17 protein-coding genes and 1 pseudogene are annotated in these 20,596 nt (G+C 63.1%); 11 read left to right on the top strand and 7 right to left on the bottom strand.

Features of this window, described 5'->3' with window-relative positions:
* Positions 1-104: 104 nt before the first annotated feature.
* Entirely contained in the window at positions 105-1,430 is a 1,326-nt protein-coding gene (locus tag VNX23_RS05595) for a (Fe-S)-binding protein (RefSeq protein WP_325628190.1), read from the top strand.
* Between the two features lie 194 nt (positions 1,431-1,624).
* On the opposite strand, the gene VNX23_RS05590 is transcribed toward VNX23_RS05595, so the two are convergent.
* Positions 1,625-3,229: an ABC transporter substrate-binding protein gene (locus VNX23_RS05590; protein ID WP_325628189.1), complete on the bottom strand. Its 1,605-nt coding sequence runs from the start codon at positions 3,227-3,229 to the stop codon at positions 1,625-1,627.
* Positions 3,230-3,488: 259 nt separating this feature from the next.
* Between VNX23_RS05590 and VNX23_RS05585 the strand changes: the two genes are divergently transcribed.
* From VNX23_RS05585 to VNX23_RS05545, 9 genes and pseudogenes are all read left to right on the top strand, one after another.
* The gene (locus VNX23_RS05585; RefSeq protein ID WP_325628188.1) at positions 3,489-4,619 is read left to right on the top strand and encodes a M20/M25/M40 family metallo-hydrolase; all 1,131 of its coding nucleotides are present in this window, start codon (positions 3,489-3,491) and stop codon (positions 4,617-4,619) included.
* 9 nt (positions 4,620-4,628) lie between these two features.
* Positions 4,629-5,345, top strand: coding sequence for a DNA-3-methyladenine glycosylase I (locus tag VNX23_RS05580; protein ID WP_325628187.1), 717 nt, complete (start codon positions 4,629-4,631; stop codon positions 5,343-5,345).
* Between the two features lie 184 nt (positions 5,346-5,529).
* A complete protein-coding gene (locus tag VNX23_RS05575) occupies positions 5,530-6,471 on the top strand; it encodes an ABC transporter permease (protein WP_325628221.1) in 942 nt (313 codons plus the stop codon).
* A 15-nt stretch (positions 6,472-6,486) separates the two neighbouring features.
* Entirely contained in the window at positions 6,487-7,377 is an 891-nt protein-coding gene (locus tag VNX23_RS05570; protein WP_325628186.1) for an ABC transporter permease, read from the top strand.
* Positions 7,378-7,486: 109 nt separating this feature from the next.
* Positions 7,487-9,141, top strand: a pseudogene (locus VNX23_RS05565) (ABC transporter ATP-binding protein).
* A 130-nt stretch (positions 9,142-9,271) separates the two neighbouring features.
* Positions 9,272-10,801, top strand: a complete 1,530-nt coding sequence (locus tag VNX23_RS05560) for a M81 family metallopeptidase (protein WP_325628185.1) — start codon at positions 9,272-9,274, stop codon at positions 10,799-10,801.
* Positions 10,802-10,808: 7 nt separating this feature from the next.
* On the top strand, positions 10,809-11,981 hold the full coding sequence (locus tag VNX23_RS05555) for a M20 aminoacylase family protein (protein WP_325628184.1): 1,173 nt from the start codon (positions 10,809-10,811) through the stop codon (positions 11,979-11,981).
* Complete coding sequence (locus VNX23_RS05550; protein ID WP_325628183.1) at positions 11,974-13,392, top strand: amidase; 1,419 nt, start codon at positions 11,974-11,976, stop codon at positions 13,390-13,392. The genes VNX23_RS05555 and VNX23_RS05550 overlap by 8 nt, the downstream gene beginning before the upstream one ends.
* Positions 13,393-13,552: 160 nt before the next feature.
* Positions 13,553-14,443 (top strand): crotonase/enoyl-CoA hydratase family protein, encoded by an 891-nt coding sequence (locus VNX23_RS05545; protein WP_325628182.1) that lies wholly within the window; start codon positions 13,553-13,555, stop codon positions 14,441-14,443.
* A gap of 172 nt (positions 14,444-14,615) precedes the next feature.
* On the opposite strand, the gene VNX23_RS05540 is transcribed toward VNX23_RS05545, so the two are convergent.
* From VNX23_RS05540 to VNX23_RS05530, 3 genes are all read right to left on the bottom strand, one after another.
* Complete coding sequence (locus tag VNX23_RS05540) at positions 14,616-15,611, bottom strand: NADPH:quinone oxidoreductase family protein (protein WP_325628181.1); 996 nt, start codon at positions 15,609-15,611, stop codon at positions 14,616-14,618.
* Positions 15,611-16,219 carry a 2-hydroxychromene-2-carboxylate isomerase gene (locus VNX23_RS05535; protein WP_325628180.1) on the bottom strand — a complete coding sequence of 203 codons (609 nt, stop codon included), beginning with the start codon at positions 16,217-16,219 and terminating at the stop codon, positions 15,611-15,613. The genes VNX23_RS05540 and VNX23_RS05535 overlap by 1 nt, the downstream gene beginning before the upstream one ends.
* A 171-nt stretch (positions 16,220-16,390) precedes the next feature.
* Positions 16,391-17,095 carry a glutathione binding-like protein gene (locus tag VNX23_RS05530; RefSeq protein ID WP_325628179.1) on the bottom strand — a complete coding sequence of 235 codons (705 nt, stop codon included), beginning with the start codon at positions 17,093-17,095 and terminating at the stop codon, positions 16,391-16,393.
* Positions 17,096-17,312: 217 nt separating this feature from the next.
* Between VNX23_RS05530 and VNX23_RS05525 the strand changes: the two genes are divergently transcribed.
* Positions 17,313-18,335 (top strand): methionine synthase, encoded by a 1,023-nt coding sequence (locus tag VNX23_RS05525; RefSeq protein WP_325628178.1) that lies wholly within the window; start codon positions 17,313-17,315, stop codon positions 18,333-18,335.
* A gap of 106 nt (positions 18,336-18,441) precedes the next feature.
* On the opposite strand, the gene VNX23_RS05520 is transcribed toward VNX23_RS05525, so the two are convergent.
* From VNX23_RS05520 to VNX23_RS05510, 3 genes are all read right to left on the bottom strand, one after another.
* The gene (locus VNX23_RS05520; protein WP_325628177.1) at positions 18,442-19,086 is read right to left on the bottom strand and encodes a hypothetical protein; all 645 of its coding nucleotides are present in this window, start codon (positions 19,084-19,086) and stop codon (positions 18,442-18,444) included.
* Positions 19,087-19,218: 132 nt separating this feature from the next.
* Complete coding sequence (gene gpt, locus VNX23_RS05515) at positions 19,219-19,743, bottom strand: xanthine phosphoribosyltransferase (RefSeq protein WP_325628176.1); 525 nt, start codon at positions 19,741-19,743, stop codon at positions 19,219-19,221.
* A gap of 324 nt (positions 19,744-20,067) precedes the next feature.
* A partial coding sequence (locus VNX23_RS05510) for a competence/damage-inducible protein A (protein WP_325628175.1) occupies positions 20,068-20,596 on the bottom strand: 529 nt, incomplete at its 5' end.

Below are 20,596 nucleotides of genomic sequence, written 5' to 3'. Positions count from 1 at the left end.
GCGGTTGCCTCGCGCCAAGCTGGCAATTTCGTTTGCACGCTCGAAAGCGTCGGCTAGGTTTGTGTGCGGTGGCCGGTCGCCCGCACCGGCCGGAGTGCTGAACAATGAAGCCGAACGACATCTCCTTCGAAACCGCGCTGCAAACGCGCGTCGAGGAAATGCTCGACGCCTGCACGCGTTGCGGCAAATGCGTCGAGGCCTGCCCGAGCGTAAGGCCGGCCGGGATTGCGGAGACGGCGGCACAGGACATCATCACCGGCATCATCGACATTGTTCGAAATGGCAAAGGGCCGGACGTCTCGCGCAAATGGGCGCAGTCCTGCATGCTCAGCGGCGAATGCATCAAGGCATGCGACGAAGGCGTCAATCCGCGCTTTCTGCTCGCGATGGCGCGGGCGGCTGCGGTAAAGGCCGAGCACGAGTTGCCGGAGCGGCGGCGCGCGGGCGTAGAGAAATACCGCGATCTCGGCCGCGACGTGACGGTGCTCTCACGCCTGCAGCTCGACGACGAGGTGCTCGATCGGCTCGGTCAGAAATCGGCATCGGTCGCGACGCCATCCGAGGTGCCGGATTTCGTGTTCTACACCGGCTGCAATGTGCTCAAGACGCCGCATATCGCGCTGCTCGCGCTCGATATCATGGATGCGCTCGGCATATCCTACCAGGTGATGGGCGGACCGAGCCATTGCTGCGGCATTCTGCAGCTTCGCGCCAGCGATATCGAAATGTCCGGCCGCATGGGCACCAGCAGCGTCGACAAGCTGTCACATTCGAAATCGGGCCAGGTGATCTCGTGGTGCCCGAGCTGCTACGTCCAGTTCACGGAAACCACGCTGCCCGCGATCGAGCGCCAGCGCGGGGCGCGGCCGTTCGAGATGACGCCGTTCCTGCGATTTCTTGACGGACGGATCGAGCAACTGACCCCGCTATTGCGCGAGCGCGTCGCTATGCGGATCGCCCTGCACCGCCATAGTGGCGTCGCCGGCGTGATGGAAGCGGCTGAGAAAATCCTGCGTGCCATTCCCGGCATCGCGCTCGTCGATCTGAACCAGCCGGCCGTCGGCTTGCAGAGTGTCAATCTCGGCGTGTTGCCCGCGTTCAAGCGCGAGCTTCAGCTTGCGGAATTGGAGGCGGCGCGCGAGGCGAACATCGATGCGCTGGTGACGGTCTATCACTCCGACCATCGCGAGCTCTGCGCCCATGAGCGCGACTGGCCGTTCCGTATCGTCAACCTGCTCGAACTCGTCGGCGCGAGCATGGGGCTTGGGCGGCACGATCGCTACAAGGAACTGAAGATCATGCAGGACGCAGACCAGATCATTTCCGAGTGCTCCGACCTGATCGCGCGCCACGCGCTCGATCCGGCGAAGGCGCGGGAGGTCGTGGTCAAGTCGATGCTCGGCGACCAGCCGCTGCCGCTGCGGGGGTAACTTCTTTGGGTCATCCCTCAAGACGGCGCTTACGCGCCCCCTCGAGATGAGGACGTGAGTCGTGGCCTTACGTTTGGATCCTCATGGTGAGGAGCCGCGCTCTTCCCGCGGCGTCTCGAACCATGAGGTCCCATGCGACTCAACCTGATGTCATCAGGCCGAGGCCGGCGTCCGCCCGCGCCTGGCCGCTCCCTTCACTCCGACTTGTCGATGTTCCAGAAGATCGGCGTCGCCGGGCCGTCGAGCACGCCCGAGAGCGATTTGCGCCAGGCGCTCGGGATGAGAAACTGGCCGAGCGGGATATAGATCACCTGGTCGTAATTTTCCTTCTGGATTTCATCGGCGAGTTTTTTCTGTTCCTCCGGCGAAGAGGTGCGCGCGAACGCATCCCGCAACGCTTCCATCTTCGGATCATCCGGCCAGCCGAACCAGCCGCCATTCTTGCCCTTGCCGTTGATCGAGAGATTGACGACGGGATTCATGACGTCGGCGCCGACCCAGTTGGTAAAAAATATGTTCCAGCCGCCCTCCTTCGGCGGCTTCTGGCTGGCGCGGCGGGTCACGACCGTCTGCCAGTCGGTCGCCTGCACGTCGACCTTGAAGCCGGCCGCGCGCAGCAATTGGGCCGCGACGATCGGCTGTGCCTTCAGCGTCACGACGTCGCCGGGCGCCATCAACACGATCGGCGTGCCATCGTAGCCGGATTCGGCAAGCAGCTTCCTGGCTTCCGCCACGCCATTGGCCTTGACCAGGGTTTCCGAACCGACATCGGAAGCCAGCGGCGTGCCGCAAACGAACACCGCGCCGCAGACCCGGTAATAGTCGGGATTGCCGACCATCGCATCGAGCACGTCCTTCTGGTTCATGGCCAGGAAGGCGGCGCGGCGCACCTTGACGTTGTCGAAGGGCGGATAGAGAAAGTTCATCCGGCCGAGCGTCTGGAAGCCGAGCTTGTTCAACGTGTCGACCTTGATCTCCTTGTCGGCCGCGAGCACTGCAAGCAGGTCGAACGGCGGATTCTCCATGAAGTCGATGTCGCCGGACTGCAGCGCGTTCACTGCGGTCTGCGCATCCGCCATCGTGATCCATTCGACGCGATCGACCTTCACCAGCTTGCCGCCCGAGGTCCAGCTCGGCGGCTCCTTGCGAGGCACGTAGTCCGGGTTCTTGACATAGACCGCCTTCACCCCGGGCTGGAATTCGGAGGCGACGAATTTGAACGGACCCGATCCGATCTGCTCCTTGATCTGCGCTCCGGGCGGCGTCTCGGCCAGACGTTTGGGCATCATGAACGGCACCAGCGAGGACGGCTTGCCGATCGATTCCAAGACCAGCCCATAGGGTTCTTTCAGTTTCAGCGTGATGGTTTTGGCGTCGGTGGGCTCGATGCTGGCGGTGAAGTCCATCAGCTTCTGACCCATGCCGTCGTTGCGGCCCCAGCGCCTGAGCGAGGCCACGCAATCCTCCGCCGTCACCGGCGTGCCGTCATGCCATTTCAACCCGTCGCGAAGCGTGAAGGTGTAGGTGAGCTTGTCGTCAGAGACTTTCCAGTCCGCCATCTGCGGCTGGATCCTGAAGTTGGCGTCTTCCGCGAGCAGCGTGTCATAGACCATGTAGCCGTGATCGCGGGTGATATAGGCGGTGGTAAAACCGGGATCGATCACGCGAAGGTCGGAATGCATCACAGCGGTGATGGTCGTGGCATCGGCCGGCTCGCTCGCAGCCAACGCCCCCGACAGCGCCGCCAGCGCGATCATCGTCGCCATCGCGGGGCGTTTCCGACGCAAGATCTGCAACATTCTTTTCTCTCCTGACGTGAAAGCGGTCAAAGGCAGGTCATCCGTTGTGCATGCGGCTTGTTATTTGGGCGGCGTAACGCGCTGTAACTCCACTAATATTTTTAGATTTACACCGGCCGGGAGGGGCGTCAATCGGGTTCTTGCAACGAGCTTGCTGGAGCGGGTGAATTCGCTCGCGCCTCTCGCGCCTATTTCACTTTACAAATGGATCGCCTCCTTCTCGTATGCGGTTTCCGTTCGCATCCGAGAGCCGCCCGCCATGAATCCAGCCAACCTTCCCTTTGATTCCGAGGCCATGTTGCAGGGGCTGCGAAGCTGGGTCGAATGCGAAAGCCCGACCTGGGACGCGGATGCGGTGGAGGCGATGCTCGATCTCGCCGCGCGCGAAATGGCGATCATGGGTGCCTCGATCGAACGCATTGCCGGGCGTCGGGGCTTTGCCGGCTGCGTCCGCGCCAGATTTCCGCATCCGAAACAGGGCGAGCCCGGCATCCTTATCGCCGGCCATCTCGACACCGTTCACCCCATCGGCACGATTGAGAAGCTCAGATGGCGGCGCGAGGGCAACAGGTGCTTTGGTCCCGGTATCTTCGACATGAAGGGCGGCAATTATCTTGCACTCGAGGCGATCCGGCAGTTGGCGCGCGCCTCCTTCACGACGGCGCTGCCAATCACCGTCCTGTTCACGCCGGATGAGGAGGTCGGCACGCCGTCGACCCGCGACATCATCGAGGCGGAAGCTGCGCGCAACAAATATGTGCTGGTGCCGGAGCCTGGCCGGCCGAACAACGGCGTCGTCACCGGTCGTTACGCGATTGCGCGGTTCAATCTCGAAGCGATCGGCAAGCCGAGCCATGCGGGCGCCACGCTTTCCTCGGGACGTTCGGCGATTCGGGAAATGGCGCGCCAGATTCTCATCATCGATGGCATGACCACGGAAGACTGCACCTTCAGCGTCGGGATCGTGCATGGCGGCCAATGGGTCAATTGCGTCGCCACCACCTGCACCGGCGAAGCGCTGAGCATGGCCAAGCGCCAGGCCGATCTCGACCGCGGCGTCGAGCGCATGCTGGCGCTCTCGGGCACCACAAACGGCGTGGCGTTTAAAGTCGCGCGCGGCGTTACCCGGCCGGTCTGGGAGGCGGATGCGGGCACCATGGCGCTCTACGACAAGGCGCGCCGTGTCGCCGAGGCGATGGGCGTGGAACTTCCGCATGGCAGCGCGGGCGGCGGCTCGGACGGCAATTTTACCGGCGCGATGGGTATCCCGACCCTCGATGGGCTCGGGGTGCGTGGCGCGGATGCGCATACGCTCAACGAACACATCGAGGTCGACAGCCTTGCCGAGCGCGGCCGCCTGATGGCGGGCCTGCTCGCCACCCTGGAGTGACCTCTTCCCATGGCCAAGGCTCAAACCATCGCCCGCACAATTCCCTTCAAGACCATTTTGGCCCGGGCCGAAAAACGCAAGGGCGGACCCAAGGCGCTGCAAAAGCTTCTACCGCCAAAGCCCGACCCGAAGGCACTCGCAAAATTTCCCGACGACCGCATTCTTGCGGAGATGACCCGGCGCGTATTCTCGGCCGGCTTTGCCTGGAGCGTGATCGAGAACAAGTGGCCTGGATTCGAGAAGGCCTTTTTGGGGTTCAAGCCTTCAAAGCTCGTTTTCCAGCCGGATGATTTCTGGGATGGGCTCTTGTCCGACGCACGTATCGTGCGCAACGGTGCCAAGATTACCTCGGTCAGGGAAAACGCCGCGTTCGTGCAGGAGATCGCCAGGGAGCACGGCAGCTTCGGACAATTTTTGGCGAAATGGCCCTCTTCCGACCAGATCGGACTGCTCGACCTGCTCACCAAGCGCGGCAGCCGGCTCGGCGGCAATTCCGGGCAGATGTTCCTGCGCTTCGTCGGCTGGGACGGGTTTGTGACGTCACAGGACATGGTGGCGTGCCTGCGCGACGCCGGTCTCGATATTGCGGAGGAAGTCAAATCGAAGGGCGATCTCGCCAAGGTGCAGTCGCAGTTCAACGCCTGGGCGGCCGAAACGGGACTGCCTTACGTGCACCTGTCGCGCATCTGCGCGATGTCGATCGGCGAAAATCGCTCGCTTCATTGACGAGGCTCGTTGCCTTCGTCGGGCGCGTGCGTCTTTGCATACTATTATCGTCATGCGCGGGCTTGACCCGCGCATCCACGTCTTACTTGCTTTTCGGGAGACAAAGACGTGGATGGCCGGGTCAAGCCCGGCCATGACACACAGGCAGCTTGCGCTCGCAACGACGATGCAAATAGGATCGCTGATGCTCGGATACCTCTTCCGCCGCGTGCTGGCCGCCATCCCCGTGATGGGCGTGGTCGCGCTGTTCGTGTTCCTGTTGTTGCGCGTGACGCCGGGTGATCCCGCCGCGATCCTCGCCGGCGACAACGCTACGCCCGAACAGCTCGAACGCATCCGCATCTCGCTGGGACTCAACGAACCGCTTTACACTCAGTTCTTCACCTGGATCGGCAAGCTGCTGCACGGCGATCTCGGCGTATCCCTGATCTCCAACGTGCCGGTATTGAAGATGATCGGCCAGCGGGTCGAGCCTTCGATCTCGATCGCGATCTCGACCATCATCCTTTCCATCCTGATCGCCGTGCCGTTGGGCGTGATCGCGGCCTGGAAACACGGCAGCTGGATCGACCGTTTCGTGATGGGATTGTCGGTGGTCGGCTTCTCCGTTCCGGTGTTCGTGATCGGTTACGTCTTGATCCAGATCTTTGCCATCGACCTGCGCTGGCTGCCAGTGCAGGGGTTTCGCAGCATCACGGCTGGCTTCGGCCCGTTTCTCGAACGTCTCATCCTGCCGACCTGCACGCTCTCCTTCATCTATGTCGCGCTGATCGCGCGCATGACCCGCGCCGCAATGCTCGACGTGCTGGGTGAAGATTACGTACGCACCGCGCGCGCCAAGGGCATCGGGGAAACCAGCGTGCTGCTACGCCATGGGCTTCGCAACGCCGCCGTGCCCGTGATCACCGTGATCGGGACCGGCTTTGCGCTTCTGATCTCGGGGGTCGTCGTCACCGAAAGCGTGTTCAACCTGCCGGGCGTCGGCCGTCTCACCGTGGACGCGGTGCTCGCGCGCGACTATCCCGTGATCCAGGCGATGATCCTTTTGACTTCGGGCATCTATGTCGCCGTCAATCTCTTGATCGATGTCGCCTATACGCTGCTCGATCCCCGAATCCGATACTAGACGCGAGGGGCCGCGATGGCAGTCGAAACCCTCCCAGAACCCTCGATCCCGATCACGACACCGCTGCGGCCGTCTCTGGGGTTTTTGACGGCAACGCCGATCATCGCCGCGGCCACGATCTGCCTTGCGCTCGTCATCGCTTCCGCCGTCCTTGCCCCTTGGCTTTCGCCGCACGACCCTTTGCAGCTTGCCCCCAGCCTGCGCCTGAAACCGGCGAGCACGCAGTTCCTGCTTGGCACCGACGGCTACGGCCGCGATCTGTTGTCGCGAATTCTCTATGGCGGGCGGATTTCGCTCCTGATCGGCCTCGGCGCGGCCGTGTTCAGCATCGGCATCGGCCTCGTGATCGGCCTCGTCTCGGGCTTCTTCAGATGGGTCGACGCGATCATGATGCGCGTGATGGACGGGCTGATGGCGATCCCGAGCATCCTGCTCGCGATCGCCGTGGTCTCGCTTTCGGGCGCCAGCCTGATGACGGTGCTGGTCGCCATCACCATTCCGGAAATTCCACGCGTGGCGCGCCTGGTGCGATCGGTGGTGCTCTCGGCGCGCGAGGAGCCCTACGTGGAAGCCGCGATCTCGGTCGGCTCATCGCTGCCCAAGATCATGTGGCGGCATCTGATGCCAAACACCATTGCGCCGCTGATCGTGCAAGGCACTTACGTTTGCGCCTCTGCGATCCTCACCGAAGCGATCCTGTCATTCCTCGGTGCCGGCATCAGCCCGGAAACCCCGACCTGGGGCAATATCATGGCCGAGGGTCGCGCCTATTTCCAGATCAAGCCGTCGCTGATCTTCTGGCCCGGGTTGTTGCTGTCGATCGCGATTCTTTCCGTCAACCTGATCGGCGACGCCGCGCGCGACGCGCTCGACCCACGCATGAAGCAGCGGGAGGGCGGGAAGTGACCTTCAATTCCAGCGATTGTCATTCCGGGGCGTCGCGCAGCGACGAGCCCGGAATCCCGAGATTCCGGATTCGATGCTTCGCATCGCTCCGGAATGACGAGGCGGAGAAATGACCACCCCCATTCTCGATATCAACGGCCTCGTCGTCCGCCTCGGCAAAGGCAAAAGCGCATCAGGTGAACGCATCATCGACGGTGTTTCGCTGCAAGTCAGCGAGCGCGAAACGCTTTGCCTCGTCGGCGAAAGCGGCTCCGGCAAATCGGTGACGGCCTTGAGCGTGATGGGGCTGCTGCCAAAGGCTGCGTTGCGGCCGACAGACGGCAGCGTCAGGCTCGTCGGCGAAGAGCTGTTGACCGCCTCCGACCGTCGTCTGCGGCAGTTGCGCGCCACTACCATGGCGATGATCTTCCAGGAGCCAATGACGGCGCTCAATCCGGTTGTGCCAGTCGGACGCCAGATCGACGAGGTGCTTCGCGCCCACACCGATCTCGACGCCCGCGCCCGCAAGGCACGCATCCTCGCCATGATGGAACAGGTGCGGCTGCCCGAGATCGAGCGAATCTTTGCCTCCTATCCGCACCGCCTCTCCGGAGGCCAGCGCCAGCGTATCATGATCGCGATGGCGCTCGTGCTGGAGCCAAAACTCCTGATCGCAGACGAGCCGACGACGGCGCTCGACGTCACCACGCAAAAGCAGATCCTGACCCTGATCCGCGATCTGCAGCGCGACCACGGCACCGCCGTGCTCTTCATCACCCACGACATGGGCGTGGTCGCCGAAATCGCCGACCGCGTCGCGGTCATGCGCGCAGGGCAACTGGTCGAGACCGGGCCGCTTGCCGCCGTCCTGCGCAGGCCGGCGATGGAATATACACGTAACCTTCTTGCGGCGGTGCCGAGCCTGGTGCCACGCGCGGCGCGGGCGGAATCAGACGAGCCCGTGGTGCTGCAAGCGCACGCACTGGGCAAGGTCTATCGCGAACGTTCCTTCTTCGGTCGCATTCGCGAGGTGGCGGCGGCCGAGAATGTCACGCTGGCGCTGCGCAAGGGTCGTACGCTCGGCATTGTCGGCGAAAGCGGCTCCGGCAAATCGACGGTGGCGCGCTGCATCGTCCGCCTGATCGACCCGACCTCCGGCGGCATTCGGCTCGGGGGGTGCGAAATCTCCGGCCTCTCGCGCCGCTTGTTGCAGCCTCACCGCAAGAAGATCCAGATCGTGTTTCAGGACCCGTATCGCTCGCTCAATCCGCGCGTCACCGTCGGCGAGACCATCGCCGAAGGACCGATCAACTACGGCGTTCCGCGTGCGGAAGCGCTGGCGAAGGCGCAGGAACTGCTCGAACTGGTCGATCTGCCACCGGATTCGATTTCCCGCTATCCTCACCAGTTCTCCGGCGGCCAGCGTCAGCGCATCGCCATCGCCCGCGCGCTCGCGCTCGATCCGATGTGCTGGTGGCGGATGAAGCGGTTTCCGCGCTCGACGTCTCGGTGCAGGCGCAGGTGCTGGAACTGCTCCATGAAATCCAGAGCCGGCTCGGAGTAGCGCTTCTGTTCATCACCCACGATTTGCGGGTCGCCGCACAAATCTGCGACGACGTCGCCGTAATGCAGCAGGGCCGCATCGTCGAACAGGGCCCGGCGGCGCAAGTTCTGACAAATCCGCAAACACCCTATACCCGCGCCCTGCTTGACGCCGCGCCCGGTCGGGGGTGGGATTTTGCCAATTTCCGGCCGGCGGCAAATGAAGCGGCTCGGGTACTTTGAGATTAGTCGGGAAGGCTCTACACAAGTCATTCCGGGCTGGCGCGCAGCGCCAGACCCGGAATCTCGAGATTCCGGGTTCGCCCTTCGGGCGCCCCGGAATGACGGCGATAAACCCTTCTGAGAAATACCCATGCCCCGTATCGCCATTGGCGGCTTTTTGCACGAGACCAATACCTTCGCGCCGACGAAAGCGATCTATGCGGATTTCGTGCGCGGCGGCGGCTGGCCTTCGATGGCGCAAGGAGCCGACGTGCTCAAGCTGCGCGATATCAATGTCGGGCTCGCCGGGTTCATCGGCGAAGCCGAGGCGCGGGGCTGGGAACTGGCGCCGACCATCTTTGCAGCAGCAAGCCCATGTGCGCATGTTGCTCGAGAGGCCTATGAGCGCATCGCCGCCATCATCGTCGATGGTCTTGCAAATGCCGGCCCACTCGATGCGGTCTATCTCGATCTCCACGGCGCCATGGTGAGCGAGCATCTCGACGATGGCGAAGGCGAGATCCTCGCCCGCGTGCGGCGCCTGATCGGAGCGGATGTTCCGCTGGTGGCAAGCCTCGACCTGCACGCCAATGTCACGCCCGAGATGGTACGCCACGCCGATGCGCTCATTGCCTACCGTACCTATCCGCACGTCGATATGGCGGAGACGGGCCGCGCCGCCGCGCGTCATCTTGCGCTGTTGCTTGCGAGCAGGCAGCGCTTCGCCAGGGCGTTCCGGCAATTGCCATTCCTGATTCCAATCAGTTGGCAATGCACCAACGATCAACCTGCCAGCAGCATCTACCAAAAGCTGGCGGCGATGCAGAGCGAGGCGGTGCCGACGCTGTCTTTCTGCCCGGGCTTTCCGGCCGCAGACTTTGCCCATTGCGGGCCCAGCGTCTTCGCCTATGGCCGAGCGCAGGCCGACGCCGACGTGGCCGCCGACCAACTCGCCGCGATCATCGAAGGCCACGAGAGCGATTTCGACGGCCGGATCTATACGCCCGACGAAGGCGTGCGACTTGCGATCGAGCTTGCCAAGACCGCCAGCAAACCAATCATCATCGCCGACACCCAGGATAACCCGGGCGCGGGCGGCGATTCCGACACCACCGGCATGTTGCGCGCGCTGGTTCGCAACAGGGCGGCGCGGGCCGCGATCGGCGTGATCTGCGATCCGGCCTCTGCCAAGGCCGCGCATGCGGCCGGTCGCGGCGCGACCGTCAAACTCGCGCTTGGCGGCAAATCCGGAATCAGGGGCGATTCTCCTTACGAGGAGACATTCGTCGTCGAGAAACTGTCGGACGGAAAATTCATCGCCCCTGGCCCCTACTTTGGCGGCCGCGACATGGACATGGGACCATCGGCGTGTTTGCGGACCGGCGAGGTGCGCGTGGTCGTGAGTTCGCACAAGGCGCAGCTGGCGGATCAATCGATGTTTCGCTATGTCGGCATCGAGCCGACTCAGCAGGCGATCCTGGTCAACAAGAGTTCGGTGCATTTTCGCGCCGATTTCGAACCGATCGCGGAAAAAATCCTGATTTGCGCCGCGCCCGGCGCAATGCCGGCCGACCCCGCACGCCTACCCTGGACCAAACTCCGCACAGGCATTCGTCTCAAGCCGGGCGGGCCCGCCTTTATTCCAAATACGTCACGCTCTTCTTCTCCTGCAATCGGATAAAAATGAAATGCCCAATATCGACCGTATCGACGCCTTCGCCGACGAACTCAGCGCCATCCGCAGGGACCTGCATGCCCATCCCGAGATCGGATTCGAGGAAGTGCGCACCTCCGGCATCGTCGCCGAAAAGCTAGCGCAATGGGGCATCGAGGTTCATCGCGGACTTGGCGGCACTGGCGTCGTCGGCGTGCTCAAGGGCAAGGGTAATGGCACCAGGCGCGTCGGGCTGCGCGCCGATATGGACGCGCTGCCGATGGACGAAAACACCAATCTGAAATGGCGCTCGACCATTCCCGGCCGCTTCCATGGCTGCGGCCATGATGGCCATACCACCATCCTGCTTGGCACCGCGCGCTACCTCGCCGAGACCCGCAATTTCGACGGCACCGTGCATTTTATCTTCCAGCCGGCCGAGGAAGGCCTTGGCGGCGCGCGCGCGATGATCAAGGACGGGTTGTTCGAAAAATTCCCCTGCGACGAAATCTATGGGCTACACAACGCGCCCGACCTCAATCATGGCGAGCTTGCGATCCTGCCGGGTCCGGCGATGGCGGGCGCCGATTTCTTCGACATCACCATCAACGGCTACGGCGCCCATGGCGCGATGCCGGAACGCTCCAAGGATCCCATCGTGATCGCGATGGCCCTTGTGCAGGCGCTGCAATCGATCGTCAGCCGCAATGTTATCCCAACCGAGGCGGCGGTGGTCTCGATCACGCAGATCCATGCCGGTTCGGCCTACAACGTGATTCCGGGCGACGCAAAACTTGCCGGCACGATGCGCGCTTTCTCCGACGAGGTTCGCGCGCTGATGCGCGAACGGATGCGCGCGATCTGTGCGGGCATGGCGGCCGCCTTCCAGGTGGAGATCGACGTCGACATCCGCGACATTTTCAGAGTGCTGGTGAACCAGGAGGAACACTCCCGGGTGGTCGCGGAAGCAGCCCAGGCGGTTGTCGGCCCCGCCAACGTCAAGACCCGCGCGCAGCCCAAGATGGGCAGCGAGGATTTTGCCGACATGCTGCAGGCCGTGCCCGGCGCCTATTTCTGGCTCGGCCATGACGGCTCGGTGCCCGTGCATAATCCTGCCTTCACGCTCGACGACAAGATCCTCCCCGTGGGCGCCAGCATCTTCGCCCGCATCATTGAAACCCGCCTGGCGGCAGGTCACCATGCGTAAGTCGCCCAACAATAGTGTGTCGGCCTTGCACGACCTATCTGCCCTCGATCTGATCGCGGGCTTTCGCGCGAAGCAGTTTTCGCCGTCGGAAGTGCTGGAGGACGTGCTGGCCCACGTCGCGCTCTGGGAACCCCACATCAAGGCGTTGTACGCGTTCGACCCCGATGGCGCGCGCGCCGTCGCAAGGCAATCGACTGCACGCTGGCAAAAGGGCGAGCCGATCGGTGCGCTGGACGGCGTACCCGTCACCATCAAGGACAACATCGCGACCAAAGGCGTGCCGGTTCTGCTCGGAGCGGCGACCACCCAACTTGTGCCGTCCGAGGTGGATTCGCCGCCCGCCGCGCGCTTGCGCGAAGCCGGCGCCGTGATTTTCTCCAAGACCACCATGCCCGACTACGGAATGCTCTCGTCCGGCCTTTCGAGCTTCCACCCCCTCACCAGAAATCCCTGGGATCTCGGCAAAAACCCGGGCGGGTCGAGCGCGGGTGCGGGTGCTGCGTGTGCCGCGGGTTACGGCCCACTGCATCTCGGCACCGATATTGGCGGCTCGGTGCGGCTGCCGGCGTGCTGGTGCGGCATCGTCGCGCTCAAGCCGAGCCTTGGGCGCGTTCCCGTCGATCCGCCCTATGTCGGCCGCGTCGTCGGGCCGATGACCCGCACCGTCGACGACGCCGCGCTGATGATGAGCGTGATGGCAAAACCAGACCGTCGCGATGGCATGAGCTTGCCGCCGGACAACCTCAACTGGAAGGCGCTGGACAAGTCGCCGCGAAAACTGCGAATCGGCCTGATGCTCGATCTCGGCGTCGGCCAGGCGCTCGAGAAAGAAGTCCGCGAGGTCGTGACCAATGCGGCCAGGGCGTTCGAGGTCGAGGGTGCCGTCGTCTCCAAAGTCAATGGCATCCTCACCCGCCAGATGCTCGACGGGCTCGACAATTTCTGGCGAGCGCGGCTGTGGGACGATCTTTCGCAGCTTTCGCCGGCTGAGCGCGCCAAGGCGCTGCCTTACATCGTCAGGTGGGCGGAAACGGCCGCAAAACTCTCGGGCGTCGATGTCGTGCGCGGCTTTAATGCCACCATGGCAATCCGCGTCGCCGCCGGAAAACTGTTCGCCGATCTCGACTATGTGATCTCGCCGGTTTCGCCGGTGGTGAAGTTCGCGGCCGAGCTTGCCGCTCCGCTCAACGATCCGGACCGGCCGTTCGAGCACATCTGCTACACCGTGCCGTGGAACATGGCGGAGAATCCCGCCATTTCGATCAACGGCGGTTATGACGCGGCGGGCTTTCCGATCGGCGTGCAGATCATAGGCCGCCGCTTCGACGATATCGGCGTGCTCGGCATGGCCAAGACATTCGAAGGCCTTCGCGGCGAGCAGCGGGGCTGGCCGAGCGTGCCGACGAAGTAGCCGATCACTCCGTCATTCCGGGGCGCGAGTGAAACGAGTGAACTTTGATGTGCAATTGCACATCAGAGAATCCATCGCGCCGCAGTAATGTTGGAGAAATGGATTCCGGGTCTGCGCCTTGCGGCGCATCCCGGAATGACAAGTCTGGAAGGTGGCTCCCATGCCCTACGAAACCATTCAATACGAGGTCGCCGAGCAAATTCTCACCATCACCTTGAGCCGGCCCGAGAAGTTGAACGCCTTCAACGCCACGATGCAGCGTGAATTGATCGAGGCGTTTGACGCCGCCGACAAAGATGCCAGCATCCGCGCCATCATCGTCACCGGCGCAGGGCGCGCGTTTTGCGCCGGCGCCGATCTTTCCTCCGGCGCCGATACCTTCGACCGTAACGCCAGGCGCGGCGCGATCCGGCGGCTCGCCGACGGCCGGGTCGATTACAGCGACGCAGACGTGCGCGACGGCGGCGGGCAAGTCACTTTGCGCATATTCAAATGCCTCAAGCCCGTGATCGCGGCCGTGAACGGACCGGCGGTCGGCATCGGCGTCACCATGCAGCTTGCGATGGATATCCGCATCGCGTCTGAAGACGCGCGCTTCGGTTTCGTTTTCTCCCAGCGCGGCATCGTGCCGGAAGCCGCCTCGAGCTGGTTTCTGCCGCGCATCGTCGGCATTTCGCAAGCGCTGGAGTGGTGTTACACCGGCCGCGTGTTTCCGGCGCGGGAAGCGCTCGCCGGCCGCTTGGTCAGCAAGGTCGTGCCGCCCGACCAATTGCTGCCGACCGCTCGTCAGCTGGCAGGCGAGATCGCCGCCAGGACCGCGCCGGTATCAATCGCGCTGATCAGGCAGATGATGTGGCGCACGCTCGGCGCCGACGATCCGATGGAAGCGCACAAGGTCGATAGCCGCGGCATCTACACCCGCGGCCGCTCGGAAGACGTGAAGGAAGGCGTGATGTCGTTCCTGGAAAAGCGGCCGGCGAACTTCAAGAACAAGGTCTCGTCCGACATGCCCGATTTCTTCCCGTGGTGGAACGAGCGGGAGTATGGGTGAAGCAGCGTCGTCCCGGACAAGCGAGCTCCTGGCAACGCGCGCAGCGTTGTCCAGAGCGAGCGCGATCCAGGACCCATAACCACCGACTTTAATTTCAACGGAAGAACGTGCCACTGCGCCCCTCCGACGGATCACGCGGTATGGATCCCGGCGTTCGCCGGGACGACGGAAGTCAGGTCTTACCCGCCTCACCCCCCATCATCAGCGCCACCCGACCGATCGCCTTGCGGTCGATCAGAAGCCGCATCGCTTGCGCGTAGTCGGCAAGCGGCAGGCGATGGGAGACATGGGGGCGAACCTTCCCCGCCGCCGCCCATTTTAGCAGCGTCTCGGTTCGCGCCGCACCGAGTGCGGGATCTCTTCGTCCCGCCTCGCCGGCGCGAACCCCTAACACGCTCGCGCCCTTGATCAGCAGCAGATTGGTGCGGGCAAGCCCGATGCCGCCGGTGAATCCGACGACAAGGACGCGCGCGCCCCAGGCGACACAGCGCAGGCTGTTCTCGAAAACCTCGCCGCCGACGGGATCGAACACCACGTCGGCGCCGCGGCCGGAGGTCGCGCGCTTGACGGCGTCACGAAACGGCTCACGCGCGTAAAGCACGAGATGATCGGCCCCCTTCGTCTTCGCAATATCAAGCTTTTCCTCCGATGACGCCGCCGCGATCACGGTCGCGCCCAACAACTTGCCGACCTCGACCGCTGCAAGGCCGACGCCGCCGCCGGCGCCATGCACGAGCAACACCTCACCCGGCCGAAGCTGCCCGCGATCGACCAGCGCGTGATGTGCGGTGCCGTGCGCGGCCAGGAATGTCGCGCCTTCCGCAAGATCGAAATTTGGCGGCAATGGCGTCAGTTGTGACGGCGCAACGACCACCTCATCGGCATAGGCGCCATGGCGCACTTTGACGATGACGCGATCGCCGACTTCTGTACCCTCGAGGCCGCCTGCGATCTCGATCACTTCGCCTGCGGCTTCGACGCCCGGCGTGAACGGCAGTTCCGGCTTGAGCTGATATTCACCTCGCACCATCAAGATGTCGGGAAAGTTGATGCCGGCGGAGCGCACCGCGACGCGAACCTGACCCGGCTCAAGCGGCCTGGAGGCAAAAGTCTCCAAACGCAAGCATTCGGGCGGGCCAAGCTCGCGACAGACGACGGCCTTCGCCATCAGGCCGCGCTCGCCTTCCCGCGTGCCAAGGCTTCGCGGATCAGCGGCAGGCGGTCATTGCCGAAGTACATGTCGGTCTTGGCGACGAAGATGGTCGGCGAGCCGAACCCGCCGCGCGCGATCACCTCATCGGTATTGGCCTTGAGCTGATCCTTGATCGCCTGAGCGGCAATGCCGGCGAGGAATTTCTGCGGATCGATGCCGACCCGCTTGCAGATTTCCGCCAGCACGTCGTCTTTGGAAATATCCTTGTCCTCGCCCCAATAGGCTTCGAAGACGGCGCGCGCGAACGGCACGATATCTTTTCCTGCAAATATGCAGCCGCGCATCGCTTTCACGCTGTTCACCGGAAACACCGTCGGCATCGTCTTGATCGCAAGCCCGGCGGAACGCGCCCAGTCGTTGAGATCCTTGAACTCGTAACGCGCCTTCAGCGGCACCGGCGTCTCCCGCGAGGCATAGACGCTGGGATTGACGGTGTTGAAAATGCCGCCCACCAGGATAGGCCGCCACGAAACCTCCTCGCCGAACTCCTTCGCCAGCGGTTGGATGTTGTGGAAGGCGAGGTAGGTCCAGGGGCTGGAGCAGTCGAAGAAGAATTCGATCATGGCGTTTCCTTTGGTTGTCTCCACGCGAGCCGCTTTCCTTCTCCCTCTCCCCGCTTGCGGGGAGAGGGTTGGGGTGAGGGGCAATTTCCAAAACTGAAGTCTGCAGAAAGTCCCCCTCACACGATCGCTTTGCGATCGACCTCTCCCCGCAGGCGGGGAGAGGTGAAAATTTCACTTTTTCTCCGCCAACTCCTTCGCGCGCTGGCCGAACATGTTTTTCCGCGCTTCCTCGTCGAACGGCTCGTTGACGAACTTGCCGATCGCAAGCCCCGCCTGCAATTTCGGCCGCGCGCGCAACTCCGCATACCAGCGTTTGACGTTCGGATAATCGTCAAGCGTAAAACCCTGCGCCTTGTGCGTCATGGTCCACGGAAAACAGGCGATGTCGGCGATCGAATAGTCACACCCTGCGACATAGGCGCCGGTCTTGCCGAGCTGCGTATCGAGCACATGGTAAAGTCGCGCGGCCTCGTCGCGGTAGCGCTCGATCGCGTAAGGAATCTTCTCCTGCGCATAAAGCGCGAAATGCCCGTGCTGGCCGAGCATCGGACCAAGCGCGCTCATCTGCCACATCAGCCATTGGATCACGACCGAGCGTGCGCGCATTTCGTGCGGAATGAATCGCCTGGTCTTGTCGGCGAGATAGATCAGGATCGCGCCGGTCTCGAACACCGAAAACGGCCCGCCGCCGTCTGGTGGCGCGTGGTCGACGATGGCGGGAATGCGGTTGTTCGGGCTGATCGCCAAAAACTCCGGCTTGAACTGGTCGCCGGCGCGGATGTTGACGGGAATGATATTGTAGGGAATCCCCAGTTCCTCCAGCATGATCGAGATTTTCCAGCCGTTCGGCGTCGGCGCGTAATAGAGGTCGATCATGGGGTCCTTTCCTGAAGGGGCATGCATCATCCTACCCCCTGCTTTCGTCGCATTCCACTAGTGCCGCCCATTTGAAGTTCCTACAGCGCAAGCGGCAAATTCGTTTAGGAACTTCAAATGGAAAGCGGGCACTACTGCAAATCCCATATACCTGACGCCCCGGACATGGCATTAGACGGCTTCGAATAAACCACAAAATCTCGAGGATACGTCCAACATGCTGTTTCCAACCACGATCGCCGGCTCCTTGCCGAAGCCCGAATGGCTGGCCGAGCCCAACACGTTGTGGGCGCCCTGGAGGTCCGCGGGCGAGGAGCTTTCGCGCGCCAAGCGCGATGCCACGCTGCTCGCGGTGAAGCTGCAGGAAGACTCCGGCATCGACATCGTCACCGAGGGCGAGCAGGCGCGCCAGCATTTCGTCCACGGCTTTCTGGAAAAGGTCGATGGGATCGATTTCGCCCACAAGGTCGAGATGGGAATCCGCAAAGACCGCTACAAGGCGATGGTGCCGCAGGTGGTGGCGCCGCTGCGGCTGAAAGGCCGCGTCCATGCCGAGGAGGCCCGCGTCGCGCGCACCCACACCACGCGCAAGCTGAAGTTCACCCTGCCCGGTCCGATGACCATCATCGACACCATCGCCGACCAGTATTACGGCGACCGCGTCAAGATGGCGTTCGCCTTTGCCGAACTGCTCAACGAGGAAGCCAAGGCGTTGCAGGCTGACGGCGTCGACCTGATCCAGTTCGACGAGCCCGCCTTCAACGTCTACATGGACCAGGTCAACGACTGGGGCATCAAGGCGCTCGAACGCGCCGCCCAAGGGCTGACCTGCGCCACCGCCGTCCATATTTGCTACGGCTATGGCATCAAGGCCAACACGGACTGGAAACAGACGCTCGGCAGTGAGTGGCGGCAGTATGAGCAGATTTTTCCGGCCATCGATCAAAGCGCGATCCAGCAGGTTGCGATCGAATGCCGCAACTCGAAAGTGCCGCTGGAACTTCTTGCTCTTCTCAAGGGCAAGGTGGTTCAGGCCGGCGTGATCGATGTTGCCAGCGACACCGTCGAGACCGCAGACGACGTCGTGAATGTGATCGACGCCGTCGCCAAATTCGTGCCGAAGAGCAACATCATCGCCACGACCAATTGCGGCATGGCGCCGATGCGCCGCGATATCGCCGAGGCGAAATTGATGGCGCTCGGCGCCGGCGCGAAACTGGCACGGCAGAAACTGGGGTGAGATTCTCCCTCTCTCGCAACACGACGGGTGAGCTCTCTCCCCCCTTGTGGGGGAGAGTTGGAGAGGGCCGTACCATGAGCAACGAACGCGCGGCCTACCCCCCTCCCTAACCCTCCCCCGCAAGGGGGGAGGGAATAAGAGATGCACTTCGATGCAGCACCGGGCGGTAACCGGCTGAAAACGCGCGCAAGGTCGAAGGCGGCGTCAAGAGCTTCGCCTCCGTGATCGCGCCTTGCGCCCGGGAATAACCGGCGGCAGACCATCGCAGTAACCGCCCGCCCGCGATCAAAAAGCTCTCCTCGCCCGAGCGCACCATCGCGCCATCGGGCAACTGCAGGAGGCGAAGCGGCAGGACGTGCAGTCGCTTGCGACTTCCATCAAGACGCTCACGGTGCAGCACGGCGTCGATATCGGCGGCGCGCAGCCCAGACAGGCGATTTCCCTTTTCCCACGCCGCGCGAAAGGCCTTGGCGTCCTCGCGGCGGCAGAAGAAGCATGGCCGATGTCCCGCCGCAAAGGCGGTGGCTTCATCGAGAAAAAACAGTTCGGTCCAGCTTCGACCCCCCATCACTTCGCGCCGCCGGCCCCTGAATTCGCAGACGCAGGTGAGCCAGGCGCGGCTGGCCCAGCGCCGCTTCAAAAGGGTTTTGGTGGTGGGGTCGTGAATGATACCGCGATTGCCGGTGAACATGCCACGATGGGCCGTCGCGATGATGTCACCGGTGGGCGTCACGCGGTTTTGCAGGGGCATGGCGTGCGATAATTTGTTGACGTCATTCCGGGGCGATGCGACAGCATCGAACCCGGAATCCATAACCGGCATCGTGAGTATGGATACCGGGTCTGCGCCTAACCGCGCATCCCGGAATGACGGGATGCTCCCTCACGCCGCGCCGTCGCGGATCGGCGGCTGGAACGACAGCGCGGTATCCCAGGGAAAGAAAATCCAGGTGTCCTGCGACACCTCGGTGATGAAGGTGTCGACCATCGGCCGTCCCTTCGGCTTGGCGTACACGGTTGCGAAATGGGCCTCCGGCAGCATGTCGCGCACGAGCCGGGCGGTCTTGCCGGTGTCGACGAGGTCGTCGACAATCAAGAGGCCCTTGCCGGTCCCGCCGCCGAGGTTGGCGGTATCGGTCGATACATGCTTGAGCACCTGCAAATCGCCCTGCACCGTGTGGGCGTAGCTCGTGATGCACACGGTATCGATGACGCGAACCCCGAGTTCGCGGGCGACGATCGCCGCCGGCACGAGGCCGCCGCGGGTGATCGCGATCACGGCCTTGAACGGTCCGACCTCGTTCAGCCGCCAGGTCAACGCCCGGCAATCCCGGTGAAACTGGTCCCATGAAACCGGAAAGGCCTTGCCGGCCCGCTCCTGCGCACTCAGTTCCGGATGCTCCGCCATATTCGATCCCCACCCTCGCTGCAAACAACAGTTACGTCTGGCTCATGCCATCACGCGCTTTAGATCGTGATGCGATTAAGTGGAATCGCATCATGCTCTCATCTCTTTGTCTGAGCATGATCTTTTCGGAAAACCGGTTCCCACTTTTCCGGATCATGCGTTAGTGGAGTGGATTTGACATTCGCTACACACCTGGCCGCAAGCTCGTCAAGCGAATGTCAAATCCTAAACTCCACTAGAATCCTATGTTTGCTAGTGGTCTTTTGATTCTGACATTCGCAAAAGTGCCTGCTGCAATGGGAAGCGAATGTCAGAATCAGACCACTAGCGGACCGCGTGCAATCTTGCCAGCATCTCCTTGACCGCCGCCATGGCGACGGCGAGCTTTTCGGGATCGCGCGAACGAACCACCAGATGGGCGTTCGGCTTGTTGTCCTCATCGATGAACGGATAGCTGCCGATGACGGTGTCGGGATGGGTGTTGGCGATCTCGCGCAAGGGGCCGCCGATATCGCCTTCCCGGGCGTTGGCGCGAACCGAATCGGACAGCATGCGGACGCCGGATTTGAGCTTCGGCGACACGATGTCCATCATCGCCTGCATGATCGAGGGCACGCCCGCCATCACGATGACGTTGCCGAGCCGGAAGCCCGGCGCCTTGGAGATGGGGTTTTCGACGAGCGCGGCGCCCGCCGGGATGCGCGCCATACGCCGCCGCGCCGGCGTCAGATCGCCCGGCGCATAGCGCTGGAGCATCGCGGCGATGACCCGCGGATCCTCGTCAATCGTGACGCCAAACGCGCGCGCAACCGAGTCGGCGGTGATATCGTCGTGCGTCGGGCCGATGCCTCCC

Origin of the sequence: Bradyrhizobium sp. (assembly GCF_035570375.1) — a bacterium.
GTDB lineage: Bacteria > Pseudomonadota > Alphaproteobacteria > Rhizobiales > Xanthobacteraceae > Bradyrhizobium.
Note: the sequence above shows the minus strand (reverse complement) of the source record. Positions and strands in the feature narration are given on the sequence as shown.